Consider the following 15,009-nt stretch of genomic DNA (forward strand, 5'->3'; position numbering starts at 1 on the left):
GATTAAAAATAATATCGTCAGGAACTGGCGATTACACGGGCGGAGACTCAAATAAGACTTTGGCAACAAAGCACAAGTCTGTGAAGCCCGAAGCCCATTTGTCTTTAGCAAATGGGTAGTTCACATCACAAAAACTTCTTAAAAATAGAATATAAAATTTTTAAATCCTGCTCATTTAAATTCGCTGTATTGGCTTCCTTTTGGATGTAATGGTGTTTAAAACCTTTGATCGCAGCGTCAAGATTTTTTACATCGTACCCTATTACACGTAGCGCTAAACGTACATCAAAATTCGCTGGAGGTGTTTCTAAGTAATCGTCATACCAATACCCAAATCCAGCGTCCGATAGCTTTTTCCAAGGGAATCGTGAAGGATCATTTTTGCGTGTAGGCGCATAATCCATGTGTCCTATAAAGTTTGCTTGTGGTATTTTATATGAATCTTTTAAGTAGGCCAATAAGCTTATCAAGGCATCAATCTGTACATCGGGCCAAGGATCTGTAGTTCCATTATTGTCCAATTCAATTCCTATGGATGAAGAATTTAAATCGGTGTCGTTACCCCATTTACCTGCACCAGCATGATGACCCCGGTATAAGTCATTTACCATTTGTACTATCTTACCATTACGCCCAATAACATAGTGCGAACTTACACCTGCACGTGCGCTATGGAATGTCTTTACCGTTTGTGCTAAGGAATCTTGCGCGGTATGATGAATCATTACATAATTTGGTTTTCTCGTTCCGAAATTGATAGAACCAATCCACTCTTTATCCGATGCATTAATCTTTTCTAATTGACTCGTAACGGGAGCTTCTCGGTATAATTCCGCAAATTCTTTGGCTTTCTTCTTGTTAACTTTTTCTGTCGCCGCGTATTTGCCGCCACCACATGATGTAATCAGTGCTGCCGCAATTATGAAAGGGATAAAATGTGCTTTTTTCATTGTTTTAAATAGATTATAGATGCAATATAACGAAGATATGTCAAATTGATTTAATCACATAGTGACAAAGAGTTTAACTACTTGTGCGTCATATGAATGTTATACTCATATAGTGAGATTTAGCAGAAAAAAAATTTACCTATCTTTGTGCTGTGAATACAGCAACAAAATTGATAGATATACGTAGTCTTTCCCTTGATCAGATCAAAGAGAAGTTGGTAGAAATGGGAGAGCAAGCTTTTCGTGCAAAACAAATCTATGAGTGGCTTTGGCAAAAATCAGTAACAGATTTTGAACAAATGAGTAATCTGAGTAAAGCTTTGCGAGATAAGTTGAAATCGAATTTTATTATCAATTATGTGCAAGTAAAGCAATCTCAAGTATCTTCCGATAAGACCATAAAAAGCAGTTTTGTTTTATACGATGGAAATATTATAGAAGGTGTACTTATTCCAACGCCAGATCGAATGACAGCTTGTGTGAGTTCTCAAGTGGGTTGTAGTTTGACGTGTAAATTCTGCGCAACAGGTTACATGGATCGAAAGCGTAATCTCAATGCTGATGAAATTTACGATCAAGTCGTCTTGATTGATAAGCAAGCTAAAGATAATTACGGTATTCCATTAAGCAATATTGTCTATATGGGAATGGGCGAGCCTTTGCTAAACTATTCTGGCATGATGAAATCTATTGAGAGAATTACTTCTCCCGATGGATTGAATATGGCAGCCAAACGTATAACCGTATCTACAGCTGGTATAGCAAAGATGATTAAAAAATTAGGTGACGATGAAGTCCGTTTTAATCTAGCGTTGTCTTTGCACGCTGCCAACGATGAGAAACGTAATGAAATCATGCCTATCAATGAGCAAAATTCATTAAAGGCATTAGCGGAAGCACTGCGTTATTATTATTCTAAAACAAAAAATCCAATCACCTTCGAATATATTGTCTTTGATAATTTCAATGATGAAATTCAAGATGCAAAAGAGTTGGCAAAATTCTGTAAAAATGTACCTTGTAAGGTAAATATCATCGAATATAACCCTATTTCTTTGGCTGATTTCGAAAATGCTGAAGCGGATAAGATTGACGCATTCGCGAATTACCTGCGTAGTCAAGGGGTTATAACGAATGTGCGCCGAAGCCGTGGTAAAGATATTGATGCCGCTTGTGGTCAATTAGCTATCAAAGAAGAATCCAATTAATTTTTCTTAACTTAAAGAATACGAACTAATTGTATTCTCTTATGTTGTTGAGGTATTATTTCAACGGTTTTTTGCATTTGCTATTTCCTCGGCTATGTATGGCTTGCGAGGCGAATCTATTCGTATCCGAAGAAATGTTATGTACTAAATGTCTTTATCACCTCCCTTTTACGGATTTTCACCTGGATGATAATAATGAAACAGCACGTCAATTGTGGGGAAAGATAGAATTTAACCATGCTTTTTCCATGCTACATTTAGCAAAATCTTCTCCAGTAGAAACATTATTACATAAACTGAAGTATAAAAACCAACCTGAAATTGGCGTTTTTCTCGGAAAATTGTATGCGCATAAAATCACGAGCATACCACAGTATGTTGATTATATAATTCCCGTTCCACTTCACAGGTCGAAACTTAGAAAACGAGGATATAACCAGGCGGGAGAATTTGCTAAAGGATTAAGTTTGGGATTGAATATTCCATTACGACAGATCATACTTCTGCGAGAAGTTCTGTCTGTAAGCCAGACACAGAAAACGAAAACTGAACGCTATGATAACGTCAAAAACGTGTTTGCTTTAAACATTAAAGAGACTTTACAGGGTAAACATATCCTTTTGGTGGATGACGTATTAACCACTGGCGCTACGATTTGCGAGGCAGCCAGTTTACTAATTGCGAGTGGCGCAACAGTATCGATCGCTACTATCGCAAGAGCCTAATTATCTTTTTTTTGGTGTGTACGGTTTAGGGCATCCACAGTTATTTACACCACAAGACTGTATTCCCGATGCTACAACAAGTAACATCGCCGCAAATATTAACCATTTTTTCATGCTTCTTTTTCTTTTCTATATAAAATTAAGAATGAGAATGTTGCCATTCCAATACCTATACAATCAGCGTAAATATCAAACATGTCTGCAGTACGACTCGAGACGTGTCGCTGCGCTTCTTCTGTTAAGAAAGCAAAAATTACTGTACTCAAGACTACCTTTGCTACAGTGACCCATTTGTTGCCTTTCCACTTGGACTTCATTGCTGATTCCCAGTATAATAACATTGCCAAAATATAGAAAATTCCGATATGCACGACTTTATCTACACCAGGAAAAATATAGTAGGGCTTAAGATCAGGTAAATCATTGGAGGGCATCAATAGGAGTATAAGCATAATAATACCCCATACTATAGCCCAGATATAGCTAAAAAAATATTTCATCGACGCAAAAGTGTTATAAATCAGTAAGAAATCCTAATTCTTAACAAATTTTTGTAGTTAAATACAGTCGCATTAAAAATTATTTCACTGGAAATCAGCGCGTTGTAATTTTGTATACTACTATGTATTGCAAAGTACCATCCAAAGGATATAACTTTGTATTGTTATGATAGCGGAAAATACACAAACGCAGATGCGAAAAGGGATACTAGAATACTGTATTCTCTCGATTATTTCGAAAGGCGAAATATATGCATCGGATATAATTGCGGAATTAAAACGCGCACAGCTGTTAGTGGTGGAGGGGACATTATACCCATTGCTTACTCGACTAAAAAATAATGGTTTGTTGAGCTACAATTGGCAAGAATCAACGTCAGGTCCTCCTCGAAAATATTATCAAATTACACCCGAAGGTCTTGAAGTTTTGCAAAGACTAGACAATACGTGGAAAGAATTAGTCTATGCGGTAGAAACATCCTTGCAAGGAAGAAAAGAATCTAACAATTAATACAAAAATCTAATACCATGAATAAAACTATCATCATCAATATAAATAGTATCGTCTTTCACATTGAAGAAGAGGCTTACGAAACATTGCGTTCTTACATGATTGATATCAAAAGACATTTTGGAAAATCTTCAGACAGCCAAGAGATTCTTCAAGATATCGAAAATCGTATTGCTGAAATGTTCTCCGAGAAAATTCAGGTTGGACGTAAGGAAGTCATTTCGATGGATGATGTGAATCATGTCATTAGCCAGATGGGGAAGGTTAGTGACTTTGAAGGCGAGGAAGAAGAATTGATAGACCAACCAAGTTTTGATTCTACGGAAAACGAATCTACTGGTGAGCAATCTACATCAGAGCATACAACCGCTCAATATGCAAGTGCAAGTTTTTCGGAGAAAAAATTGATGCGTAATCCAGATGATAAAATTTTTGGTGGCGTATGTAGTGGTTTGGGAGCCTATTTCAATATGGAAACGAAATGGATGCGCGTGATTTTTGTGTGTTTCTTTCTATTTGGCGGTTCTGGGATTATGTTATATTTGATTCTCTGGGTTGTGATGCCAAAGGCGGTTTCTCGTGCCGACAAAATGGCAATGAAAGGGGAGTTACCAACATTGCAGAATTTTAAAAAGAGTTTTGATGAAGAAATCCAAGGCTTGAACCCTCATATTTCTAAAGTGAAAAGAGAATTTTCGAAAGGAACTGCTGCTGTAGGGAATGGTGTATCACGAGTGGGCAGAGGGTTCGGAAGACTAATTGGCTTCTTGATTTTGGTGTTCTGTGCCTTGACAATTTTCGGTCTAGCCATCGCTTGTATTGGATTCATCACAGGCATATTGGGCTATCAACGTGAAATGGTTTTTCCAGGAACAGAATTTTTGAATACACCGCAAGCAATCGTAGCCTTAGTAGCCGGAACTTTGGCGATCGCTATTCCATTCTTAGCTTTATTTCAATTAATGGTCCGTCTGTTATTTAAGACACAACCGATGAATCATTATTTCTCGTTAGGCTTGTGGGCAACATGGATTTCTTCCATTATTGCAGTAATATTTTTCAGCTTTATAGGTGCGCAGGAATTCAAAGAATCCAGCACCATAAAAGTAGAAAGGCCTTTAAGTGAGCGTAAAGTGTATTATATCACAGAAAAAGATGTGCGTCTTATAGAAGCTTCTGCAGCAGATAAAGAAGGTAAAAAATTTAAAATTGAACTGAATGGAGAAGATTTAGAATATGCTTTGCGAAATGATATAAGCATAAGTTTTGAAAGTATAGATTCTTTGGCAAAACCTTATATCCAGTATAATTATTTTGCACGTGGAAAAACATATCAAGTAGCGACTACAAATGCTGCTGAAATCAGTTATTTGGCTAATCAGACAGACGACAAAATAGTTTTTAATTCGCATTTTGGTATCAACCCAAATAGAAAATACAGAGATCAATCTGTATCGGCTACACTCTATTTGCCTGTAGGATCGCGTGTGGTGGTAGATAATTCTATTAGTTATAAATTGCGAAACATTTCAAATTGGGATTGCCAACAAGCGTATGATTCTGATGAAGAAATCAAAGCTACAGAATGGATTATGGGAAGAACTGGTTTGCAGTGTACCCCAAGATTTCTGCCTATCAGCAAGAAAACTGAAACAGAAAGTTCGGTAGAGGAATTGGTTAAAAAGGCTGAACAACATGCTAAAGAAGCAGAAGAGCATGCACGCAAAATTGAAAAAGAAGCAAAGGAAATTGCAGAGCGTGTAACTGTTACTGTAAATTAATTTTCTACATCAAAAATAAAAAGCAATTAATTTGTCGCCTTTTAATAAAAATAGAAGGCGACAAATTTTTTACCGACCAATATTACTATTTCACCGAATAACTTCTTCTGTTAATCTAACACGCATTCTTCCATGTCCTTTTTCGCTCTAATTTTGGGAGAAATAAAAAGAATATTTTACAGAAGCTAACCACACAAATGAAATTACTTTTACAACTATTAGGTAGCATGATACTTTGTATGCAGCTCGCTGTAGCGCAACAAAAGACTATTACTGGCTACATCAAGAATGCGCATAATGCGCCAATAGCCAATGCTTCAGTATATCTTGTTACTGAGCCAAATCGCGGATTTATTAAATCTACTGTCACCAATGACAAAGGACAATTTAAGCTATCGGGTTTTCCTGTAGGAACTTTTAGAATTGAAGCCACAGCTGTAGGCTATGCGAAGGGTGAATCTTCAGTCTTTCAAGCTGCAGAAAATTCTGTTAGCATCGATGATATTATTTTACAAGTATTGACAAAAGAGTTGGAAGCGGTTACTGTACAAGGTCAATTACCACAAATACAACATACCAATGGAAAACTTGTCATGAACGTAGAAAATTCTTCTATCAGCGCAGGAAATAATGCTTTAGAAGTATTGAAAAGAGCTCCTGGTGTTGATGTAGATAAAGATGACAATATTTCGTTGATGGGTCAACAAGGAGTAAATGTTACCATAGACGGTCGTCAGACTTATATGACCGGCGAACAACTGGCTACATTATTGAAAAGTACGGATGGCGCTCAGATTAAAAGTGTTGAATTATCTACTACACGTTCGGCTAAAGATGACGCGGAGGGATCGGGTGGAGTTATCAATATCGTGATGAAGAAAAATCGTTTGGAAGGCTTCAATGGATCTTTCATTGCAAGTGGAGCTGTGGGAGAGAAATTACGTGGTAATTCGTCCTTCAATGTAAATTATAAAAAGAACAACTCTACATTCTTCACAAACTATTCTTATGCGGATAATAATTATAACGAGAATATTCGCATTACGCGAACTATACCCAATAAATTAGCCGATACATACTTTGACCAGTCATCTGTATTCCAAAATGCAGAAAAAACTCATAATTACAAAGTGGGCTTTGAGCAAAAAACATCTGCGCGTAATACCTTTATGATTCAATTTAATGGCGCAAATAATAAGGAAAATCAATTGACTCCAGGGACTACATTGATGTCTCGTCCTAATAGTTCGGTGGATTCAATAATGGTTTCAGACAATAATAATGATGAAAAATTCAATCGCTATTCGGTAAATATCAACAATGAGTTTGTGATTGATACTACGGGTAAGAAATTGACAGCAGATGTTGATTATAGTACTTTCAAGACCAATTCGATATTGAATTACGGGTACTTCTCTTATTTTGGCGATGGCGAAACATTAATGTACGCTCCGGAATTTGAGAGAAGTACATTCGGTGTAGACATTAAAATCTTGGCAGCGAAATTAGATTACACGCAAAAATTAGGAAAGGGAAACATAGAAACAGGCGTAAAGTATAGCAATGTGCAGTCTGATAATGATGTTAACTTCAAAAATCTTGTAGGTTCAAATTGGCAAAATAACACAAACCGCTCAAATATATTTAATTACGAAGAACAGATTTTAGCGGGTTATTTCGATTATAGTACCAATATCAAAAAATGGGGAATCAAAGCGGGCTTAAGGGGTGAATATACAATCTCAGATGGTCATTCTATTACACAAAATAAACAAGTAAAGCGCGATTATTTTGACTTATTTCCATCCGCTTCATTGTCCTATAATGCGCATGAAAACCACGTCTTTGCATTGAGTTATTCGCGTAAGGTTTCTCGTCCAAATTACAGAAATTTGAATCCTTTTGAATATTATGTGGACAAAAGAACATACAATAAAGGTAATCCGTATTTGAACCCACAGTATACAGATGGATTTGCATTAAACTATACTTTATATAAGCGTTTTAATATTGCATTAGGTCATGATATCACCAAAGGTGCAATGACAGAAAGCCTTGGTCAAGACACCGTATTAAAAACTACGTGGATTACACGTGAGAATTTGGGTGAACAAACTACCTCATATATCAACTTGAGTATTCCTTATCGCATTGGCAAGGTTTGGACGATGTTCAATAATATCACAGGAATCTATATGCACTTTAAAGGGCCAATATCGGGATATGATGTGAATTTGGGGTCTGCATTTATCCAAGCGAATATGAACAACAGTTTCAGATTTAGTAAACAGTTGTCTGGCGAAATGTCTTTACGTTATAATTCGCCTTTCATCTACAATATGTATAAAATTCAACGACGTTGGGGTACAGATATTGGTGCTACATACAATTTGAAAGACGAACGGACCTCATTAAAATTAGCTGTAACGGATATATTCCATACCAACCACAATAATGTGTTTACAGAATTCAAGGAATTTAATTCTAGAATATATCAGTACCGCGATAGTCAAACGGTAAGACTTACGTTGACTTACAAGTTTGGCAATCTAAAGCAATCTATTCGCAGGGTCAATGACAGCAGCGAAGAGAAAGAAAGAGCTTTGTAAAAGGAAGGCCTTGCCATTCTTAAAGATGACCGTAGACTGAAAATGTCTGCGGTCTTTTTTATTTAGTTTTGTATTATGAAATTCAAAAGTATAGTGGTTTTTTGTGCGTCGAGCCCAGGCTTTGATGCGGTATGGATGCAAAAAGCATATGGCGTAGGCGAATATCTAGCGAAGCAGAATATTACTTTGGTGTACGGAGGCGGTCGAGTAGGATTAATGGGATCTGTTGCTGATGGTGCGCTGGAGAATAACGGCAAAGTCATTGGTGTTATTCCGCATTTTCTGAATAGTAAAGAGATTGGCCATTCTGGCGTCACTGAATTGATTGCAGTTGAGAATATGCATCAGCGCAAAATGATGATGAATGACTTGAGTGAAGCAATAATAGCGCTTCCTGGAGGGTACGGGACCTTGGAGGAGTTGTTCGAAATGATTACTTGGGCACAATTAGGATTGCATCAAAAGCCTGTAGGATTGCTAAATATTAATGGCTTTTATGATCATTTGATTGCTTTTATACACAATATGGTTGAGGTCGGGCTTTTGAATAAGCAAAATGAAGAAATGCTTTTGGTTGCAGATAATATCGAAGAATTAGTGCAGAAAATGAATGCCTATGTAGCGCCCGATGTACCAAAATGGCTAAACAAAGAAAATAGTTAAAAGGAGAAGAGCTATGCCATTATCTAAAGACTTCAAGTCAATACACCACAAAAATTGGGAAGTTTATTTTTCCCAATGTTACCCCAATGGCGCTATAAAATTTCCCGAATTAGCAAACATACTGCAATTGACAGCGGCGGAACATGCTGACTTGGGTGCTGTTGGTTTTGATGATTTATCCCTGTACGATCAGTCTTGGGTAATGAATCGTATGCGCATTGAGATTGAAGAATTGCCTAGATTTTCGCAAGATGTAGAGGTGAAGACTTGGATTCAGGAATTAAAAGGGTTTAAATCAACGCGGGATTTTGAAGTTTCACGTGAAGGCAAGAAGCTGTTAGCTGTTACCTCATTATGGGCAATCTTCAATATGAAAACCAGAAGACCGGACATGTTGCCATTTGATACGTCATATATAGAACAATATCCAAATCAACATGCTACAGAACTTGCAAATCAGCGTATCGATCTTTCATTTGAAGTATCGGAAATTTATACACAAGTCGTACAATTTTCGGATTTAGATATCGTGAATCATGTGAATAACACGAAGTATCTGGAATGGTGCATTAATTATGTAGATCCAAGCTTGATATTAAAAAACAAGATACGAGCAATTGACCTCAACTTCATCAAAGAGTTAAGTTTCAACGATACTATTTCCATTCAAAAAGGAAGTTTTGACAACAAAATTAGTTTTAAAATCGTTAAGGGTGAACAAATTTGCTTCGCTTGTGTTTTTGAATTACAGTCTTAGGATTCTTTTGAAATTCATATATTTACAATTAATCAACCAATAGAAAACAAATCATGATTAAAATTAATGAATTGCTTATCTTTTTTGCTGTTTTAGGCGTTCAATTGACAAATGCGCAGGAAAAGAAAATAGAAGTTATTTGGGAATCTAAAGAACAGCTTCCAACACCAGAATCGGTTTTGTATTACCCAAAGGACAATGTTTTATTTGTTTCACTGATTGATGGATCTGGTAGTGAGAAAGACGGTAAAGGAGGAGTTGCGCTATTGAATACCGATGGTTCAATCAAAAATGCAACTTGGGTTACTGGATTGAATGCACCGAAAGGATTAGCAATTCATAAGGGATTATTATACATTGCTGATATTACGGATGTGATAGTCGTAGATGTGGTTACTGGTAATGTCATTGATGAGATTCCAGTGGAAGGATCGACTTTTTTGAATGATGTAACAGTGGATGATTCAGGTATCGTTTACATTTCGGATACGAGAGAAAATAAGATTTTTCAATTGCGAAATGGTAAAGCTTCGTTGTATTTGGACAATGTTCCCTCAGTGAATGGATTGAAGGCGGAAGGTGGTAATCTTTTGGCCCTTGCTGGAAAAGAATTTTGGTCTATTGACACCAACAAAAAAGTAACAGTTTTCACAAAAGGCTTTGATCAAGGTGGTGACGGCTTGGAACCAGTTGGAAATGGAGATTATATTGTTACCTGCTGGGTGGGTCTTGTTTATTATGTGAAAGCGAATGGAGAGATTCAAAAGATGCTTGATGTGCAAGGCAAAATGAATACCGCAGATCTGGGCTATAACCAGAAAGAAAGTATTCTCTATATCCCTAAATTTAACAGCAATAGCGTTGTTGCATATAAATTGAAATAAAAAAAGGAGCATTGCTCCTTTTTTTATTTACACAAGGACATAAGATTACTACATTTGTCGTACTAAAATTTTGTTGTTATGCAAATTAAGACTCTTTACGATATCTATAAGCAATATCCTGTAATTTCTACTGATACACGCAATATTAAAGAAAACAGTATTTTCTTTGCGCTGAAAGGTGCAAGCTTTAATGGAAATGCATTTGCTTCTCAAGCTTTGGAGCATGGCGCAGCTTATGTCGTAGTGGATGAAGAAGTGTTTGTTAACGGCGATCAATATATTTTAGTTGAAGACGTTTTAAAGACGTTGCAAGATTTGGCGTTGTATCACCGCCAAAAATTAGCTATTCCTGTGGTTGGAATTACAGGAACAAACGGTAAGACAACTTCAAAAGAGTTGGTTTATTCGGTTTTATCGCAACAGTTTCGTGCTTATGCCACGCAAGGTAATTTAAATAACCACATTGGCGTGCCTTTGACGTTGTTGTCCATAGACGATTCTTACGAAATAGCAATCATAGAAATGGGAGCAAATCATGTTGGTGAAATTGAGTTTTTGGCGAATATCGCACGTCCGACACATGGTTTTATTACCAATGTTGGAAAAGCGCACTTAGAAGGTTTTGGATCTTTTGAGGGAGTTAAAAAAACAAAAGGTGAGCTTTATGATCTTCTATCTGTAAACAAAGGAACTTTATTTCTACAAGCAGATAATGCTCATTTAGTAGAAATGGCTGCACAACGTCATTTTAAAAAGGTGATTACATATGGTTTCTCGGAAACGAATAATATTGTAGGTAAACTTTTAATGGCTAACCCTTACCTCTCTATCGCTTGGAAAGAAGGTGATAAATCTGAATCTTATGAAGTTTATACGCATCTAACAGGCTCGTACAATACCGAAAATATATTAGCTGCAATTGCCATTGGTCTTGAATTTGGGATGAATCCTATTAAGATCAATGAAGGAATAGCGTCGTATGTACCAAAAAATAACCGTTCGCAGATTACCCAAACATCACGAAACATGATTGTTGCGGATTTTTACAACGCTAATGCGAGTAGTATGGCGGCTGCATTGGACAATATGAAGGTGTTGACCGCAGACCACAAAGTGGTGATTTTGGGGGATATGTTTGAGTTGGGAAATGAGTCTTTTGAAGAGCACAAAGCTTTGGTTCAAAAAGCAAAAATTCTTGGTTTTGAAAGATTGATATTTGTTGGCAAAGAATTTTATCTCCACCGCGATGATTCTACTGAGTTTTATCAGACTACTGATGAAGCTAAAGCTGCGGTTGCTGAAATCAACGATAGTTTTATCCTATTGAAAGCTTCACGCGGAATGACTTTTGAAAAATTGTTGGAAGTATTATAACCCTTCGTCTTTTTTCATTTCGACAACCGGTAAGGAAAGATTGTGTTTTACCGATACTATACGGATCAAGAAAACGAGTGAAGCACTTATGAAGGCATTCCAGCCGTTGTCAACATTCCAATAGTTAAGTAACACAAAAAGTAATGCGCCCGACAGGCAAGCAGAAGCATATATTTCTTTTCGTAAAATAAGAGGGGTTTCATTTATCAATACATCGCGAATCACACCGCCCATAGCTGCAGAAAACATTCCTAACATGATGGCTGCAATACTGCTGGATTCATAATCTAAGGATTTTTGTGTTCCAACTACCGTGAAGAAGCCAATACCTATCGCATCAAATAAGGTTAATGTTTTAGCTAGGCTGTAAAGTTGTTTGTTCGCAATAACTGAAATAAAGACACCAACGAATATAGCCAAGAGATAATTGCCATCTTCTACCCAGACAGGTCGAATATTTAAGAATATGTCACGCAATGATCCTCCTCCAATAGCTGTTACAAATGCCATGAAAGTAGAACCGAATATATCAATACCCTTTCTATGCCCTGCCATCGCGCCAGAAATAGCAAAAACCATAGTTCCTAAAAGGTCAATAGCATAAATGATATTCATATCGGTTATCTTGAGGAACAATAATACATAAAATCAACATTAAAAGAAAGCCGAATCAAATTCGGTAGATTCGGCTTTCAGGTAAATGTGGAAGTGTACTTTTTTATGTGCATTTTGACTTAGTTAGAGTTATGTAGTTTTTCCAAGTCTTGAATCTTTTTTTTCCATTCTAGGGAATTAAAAGTTTCTTCTAGAATTTTTTGCGTTTTAATTTCGATTTTAGCCATTTTATCTTTCCATTCTGGAGAATTAAATTTTTCCTCAAGTATTTTTTGCGTATTAATCTCTATTTGTGCCATTTTGTCTTTCCACTCTTCAGAATTATAATATTCATCTAAGCTTTCTCGAGTCTTAAGCTCTATTTTAGTGATTTTGTCCTTCCATTCTGTGGAGTTTAATTTCCTTTCAATGGCATTAGCTCCTTCTTCAATATTCGCTATTATTATTTTGAAGTTTTTTGAATTAAGTAATTTTTCTACTGATTCAATATGCTTGTTGGGCTTAATTTCTTCATTTTTTTCAAATTCATTGACAATAATCGTAGAAGTATCTTTTAATAGTGTTTTCTTTTTTACTGGCATTGACCTTTGTTCTGCTCTAGCTATTGTGGTATCAATAGTTTCGATATTTTCTATTTTCGAAATCACGATTTCATTGATTGCCACCTGTTGATTTTGTTTATTATTAGGGTTAGCCCAAGCAATAAAGATGAATGTTAAGGATGCGCATATTATAACTCCTAATTGCTGTTTATAGGATGTATATTTGGATTCCATAATTTGTTTGTTTATTCTTTTGATTCTATTTAATAAATCGTACTTGTTGTCTCCCGACAATGCTAATGCTTGGGTTGTTTGGTGTGCATTTCTTAATACTTCTACATGCAATAATGTCTTTGCATATATAATTGGGTTAGGAATATGTATAATTACAAAATCATCACAGGACTGCTCTCTTTCGACTTTAATATGTCTACTTACAAGCCAAATAAAAGGATTAAAAAACAAGGTAGTTTCAATACTAATGAGTATGATGTTGAAGAGATAATCATGTCTTCTAATATGAGCTGTTTCATGTAATAAAATGGCTTCCGCTTCTTCGGTCGAAATACTATTAATGTATGCTGTTGGAAAAATGATTAAAGGTTTCAAAAAGCCGATGGTTATTGGGCTTTCTATTTTAGGTGAAGTTAATAGGCGAACTTTCGAAGATATGTTGTGGTTGTTCTTAATTTCTTCTAGTATGTTTAACCATTCCGTAGGAATTATCTGTGAACTTGTTTGTTTAATTTTCTTAAGCCAGTCGAAGCTCTTGATGCAAAGGAATGTTTGTACTATTATTCCTATGGTATATATTATTACCATGTAAGGAAAGAGTTTTGTAATTGACCAATTTGAGTTTTGCAATTTGTCAATATAACTATAAAACACTTCTTGTGAAGTGCTATTTGGCAAGCTTACACCTGTTGAAATATTGAAAGTCTTTACAAATGTTGTGATGAAACTAATAAAAATTAGACTTTGAAAAAAATATGCAACTTTGTACTTGGTGTCTGGACTCCAATTATAAAATATAAGGAATAACCCATACAGTATAATATATAAAGATGCGCCTTGCCATAGGGAGTGAACCATGCTCCAGCCCATAGCATTGATTAATAATTGAAAAACATTTTCCATAGTATTGGTTTATAAGTTATCTAAATACTTTTTTATCAATTCAATTTCTTCCTTACTTGCTTTATGATTACCGAGTACTTGCATGATTAATCTCGAGGTGTTGCCATTATAAATGGTTTCAATCATGCGATTAAGGTATTGATGCTCTATAGCTTCTTTATTGATAGCCGTGCTATATAAATGACTTTTTAAACTGGTGTCTCGAGTTACTAGTTTCTTCTCAAGCATGATTTGCATCAATTTCAATGTAGTTGTATAACCTATATCTTTTCTTTTTAGGGATTCATGAACCTCTCTTACGGAGCATGGTTGCCTGTCCCATAGTATTTGTAATATCTCCAACTCACTTTCTGTCGGTTTCATAATCGCTGCTTTAACTACGAATCTTTTCGTACATCAAATATACGAAGGGTTTCGTATTTTAAAAATAATTAATGCATTTTTAGTAAAATTTAACATTAGGCAGAATTTTATATTATTCTTATAATTTTACCCTTCAATCTTTCAGTGAGTTAACTCAAATTAGAAAATTAATTCACGCTAAAGCTTTGAAGTGATATATAAATGTTCCTATCTTTGCACCACTCCGCAAGGGGGGAGCGGTTCTTCGGAACATGAAATACGGGGGTTAGAGACTGTTTAAACTGAGAAATCGGGAAAAACAAAACGAAAAAAAATCTTCAAATAAAATTTGCGGATTAAAATAAAGTTTCTACCTTTGCAGTCCCGACGGAAACGAAGGGAAGACAAAAA

General features: G+C 35.9%; 14 protein-coding genes. 9 read left to right on the forward strand and 5 right to left on the reverse strand.

The genetic code is table 11. From position 1 onward, the window contains the following. Positions 1-125 precede the first annotated feature (125 nt). Positions 126-950, reverse strand: coding sequence for an N-acetylmuramoyl-L-alanine amidase (locus FLS47_RS14985; RefSeq protein ID WP_149915158.1), 825 nt, complete (start codon positions 948-950; stop codon positions 126-128). A 152-nt stretch (positions 951-1,102) separates the two neighbouring features. On the opposite strand from FLS47_RS14985, the gene rlmN reads away from it, so the two are divergent. Both rlmN and FLS47_RS14995 read left to right on the forward strand, forming a co-directional pair. Further along, positions 1,103-2,158: a 23S rRNA (adenine(2503)-C(2))-methyltransferase RlmN gene (gene rlmN / locus FLS47_RS14990; RefSeq protein WP_149915159.1), complete on the forward strand. Its 1,056-nt coding sequence runs from the start codon at positions 1,103-1,105 to the stop codon at positions 2,156-2,158. 98 nt (positions 2,159-2,256) lie between these two features. Next, on the forward strand, positions 2,257-2,883 hold the full coding sequence (locus FLS47_RS14995; RefSeq protein WP_223225335.1) for a ComF family protein: 627 nt from the start codon (positions 2,257-2,259) through the stop codon (positions 2,881-2,883). A 110-nt stretch (positions 2,884-2,993) separates the two neighbouring features. On the opposite strand, the gene FLS47_RS15000 is transcribed toward FLS47_RS14995, so the two are convergent. Then, a complete protein-coding gene (locus FLS47_RS15000; protein WP_149915160.1) occupies positions 2,994-3,383 on the reverse strand; it encodes a VanZ family protein in 390 nt (129 codons plus the stop codon). A gap of 166 nt (positions 3,384-3,549) precedes the next feature. On the opposite strand from FLS47_RS15000, the gene FLS47_RS15005 reads away from it, so the two are divergent. The 7 genes from FLS47_RS15005 (at position 3,550) to FLS47_RS15035 (ending at position 11,962) form a co-directional block, all read left to right on the forward strand. After that, on the forward strand, positions 3,550-3,894 hold the full coding sequence (locus tag FLS47_RS15005) for a PadR family transcriptional regulator (RefSeq protein ID WP_149915161.1): 345 nt from the start codon (positions 3,550-3,552) through the stop codon (positions 3,892-3,894). A gap of 17 nt (positions 3,895-3,911) precedes the next feature. Then, positions 3,912-5,675 (forward strand): PspC domain-containing protein, encoded by a 1,764-nt coding sequence (locus FLS47_RS15010; RefSeq protein WP_149915162.1) that lies wholly within the window; start codon positions 3,912-3,914, stop codon positions 5,673-5,675. A 197-nt stretch (positions 5,676-5,872) separates the two neighbouring features. Continuing rightward, positions 5,873-8,284, forward strand: a complete 2,412-nt coding sequence (locus FLS47_RS15015) for a TonB-dependent receptor domain-containing protein (protein ID WP_149915163.1) — start codon at positions 5,873-5,875, stop codon at positions 8,282-8,284. Between the two features lie 75 nt (positions 8,285-8,359). Beyond that, positions 8,360-8,947: an LOG family protein gene (locus FLS47_RS15020; protein ID WP_149915164.1), complete on the forward strand. Its 588-nt coding sequence runs from the start codon at positions 8,360-8,362 to the stop codon at positions 8,945-8,947. Between the two features lie 13 nt (positions 8,948-8,960). Further along, positions 8,961-9,704, forward strand: coding sequence for an acyl-[acyl-carrier-protein] thioesterase (locus FLS47_RS15025; protein WP_149915165.1), 744 nt, complete (start codon positions 8,961-8,963; stop codon positions 9,702-9,704). A gap of 53 nt (positions 9,705-9,757) precedes the next feature. Continuing rightward, positions 9,758-10,588: an SMP-30/gluconolactonase/LRE family protein gene (locus FLS47_RS15030; RefSeq protein WP_149915166.1), complete on the forward strand. Its 831-nt coding sequence runs from the start codon at positions 9,758-9,760 to the stop codon at positions 10,586-10,588. Between the two features lie 78 nt (positions 10,589-10,666). Then, complete coding sequence (locus tag FLS47_RS15035) at positions 10,667-11,962, forward strand: UDP-N-acetylmuramoyl-tripeptide--D-alanyl-D-alanine ligase (RefSeq protein ID WP_149915167.1); 1,296 nt, start codon at positions 10,667-10,669, stop codon at positions 11,960-11,962. Here FLS47_RS15035 and FLS47_RS15040 read toward each other — a convergent pair. From FLS47_RS15040 to FLS47_RS15050, 3 genes are all read right to left on the reverse strand, one after another. Next, on the reverse strand, positions 11,957-12,577 hold the full coding sequence (locus FLS47_RS15040; RefSeq protein WP_149915168.1) for a trimeric intracellular cation channel family protein: 621 nt from the start codon (positions 12,575-12,577) through the stop codon (positions 11,957-11,959). The genes FLS47_RS15035 and FLS47_RS15040 overlap by 6 nt on opposite strands. 119 nt (positions 12,578-12,696) lie before the next feature. Then, the gene (locus FLS47_RS15045; RefSeq protein WP_149915169.1) at positions 12,697-14,256 is read right to left on the reverse strand and encodes a M56 family metallopeptidase; all 1,560 of its coding nucleotides are present in this window, start codon (positions 14,254-14,256) and stop codon (positions 12,697-12,699) included. 9 nt (positions 14,257-14,265) lie between these two features. Beyond that, the gene (locus FLS47_RS15050; RefSeq protein WP_149915170.1) at positions 14,266-14,619 is read right to left on the reverse strand and encodes a BlaI/MecI/CopY family transcriptional regulator; all 354 of its coding nucleotides are present in this window, start codon (positions 14,617-14,619) and stop codon (positions 14,266-14,268) included. Positions 14,620-15,009: the final 390 nt, after the last annotated feature.

Source organism: Sphingobacterium cavernae (assembly GCF_008520265.1).
In the GTDB taxonomy this organism is placed as follows: domain Bacteria; phylum Bacteroidota; class Bacteroidia; order Sphingobacteriales; family Sphingobacteriaceae; genus Sphingobacterium; species Sphingobacterium cavernae.

What these genes read in the sequence shown, in the direction of transcription:
- FLS47_RS15005 (WP_149915161.1), top strand. Translation starts at nt 3,550, where the DNA reads ATGATAGCGGAAAATACACAAACGCAGATGCGAAAAGGGATACTAGAA.
- FLS47_RS15015 (WP_149915163.1), top strand. Translation starts at nt 5,873, where the DNA reads ATGAAATTACTTTTACAACTATTAGGTAGCATGATACTTTGTATGCAG.
- FLS47_RS15030 (WP_149915166.1), top strand. Translation starts at nt 9,758, where the DNA reads ATGATTAAAATTAATGAATTGCTTATCTTTTTTGCTGTTTTAGGCGTT.
- FLS47_RS15035 (WP_149915167.1), top strand. Translation starts at nt 10,667, where the DNA reads ATGCAAATTAAGACTCTTTACGATATCTATAAGCAATATCCTGTAATT.
- FLS47_RS14985 (WP_149915158.1), bottom strand. Translation starts at nt 950, where the DNA reads ATGAAAAAAGCACATTTTATCCCTTTCATAATTGCGGCAGCACTGATT.
- FLS47_RS15010 (WP_149915162.1), top strand. Translation starts at nt 3,912, where the DNA reads ATGAATAAAACTATCATCATCAATATAAATAGTATCGTCTTTCACATT.
- FLS47_RS15050 (WP_149915170.1), bottom strand. Translation starts at nt 14,619, where the DNA reads ATGAAACCGACAGAAAGTGAGTTGGAGATATTACAAATACTATGGGAC.
- FLS47_RS15025 (WP_149915165.1), top strand. Translation starts at nt 8,961, where the DNA reads ATGCCATTATCTAAAGACTTCAAGTCAATACACCACAAAAATTGGGAA.
- FLS47_RS15020 (WP_149915164.1), top strand. Translation starts at nt 8,360, where the DNA reads ATGAAATTCAAAAGTATAGTGGTTTTTTGTGCGTCGAGCCCAGGCTTT.
- FLS47_RS15040 (WP_149915168.1), bottom strand. Translation starts at nt 12,577, where the DNA reads ATGAATATCATTTATGCTATTGACCTTTTAGGAACTATGGTTTTTGCT.
- FLS47_RS15045 (WP_149915169.1), bottom strand. Translation starts at nt 14,256, where the DNA reads ATGGAAAATGTTTTTCAATTATTAATCAATGCTATGGGCTGGAGCATG.
- FLS47_RS15000 (WP_149915160.1), bottom strand. Translation starts at nt 3,383, where the DNA reads ATGAAATATTTTTTTAGCTATATCTGGGCTATAGTATGGGGTATTATT.
- FLS47_RS14995 (WP_223225335.1), top strand. Translation starts at nt 2,257, where the DNA reads ATGGCTTGCGAGGCGAATCTATTCGTATCCGAAGAAATGTTATGTACT.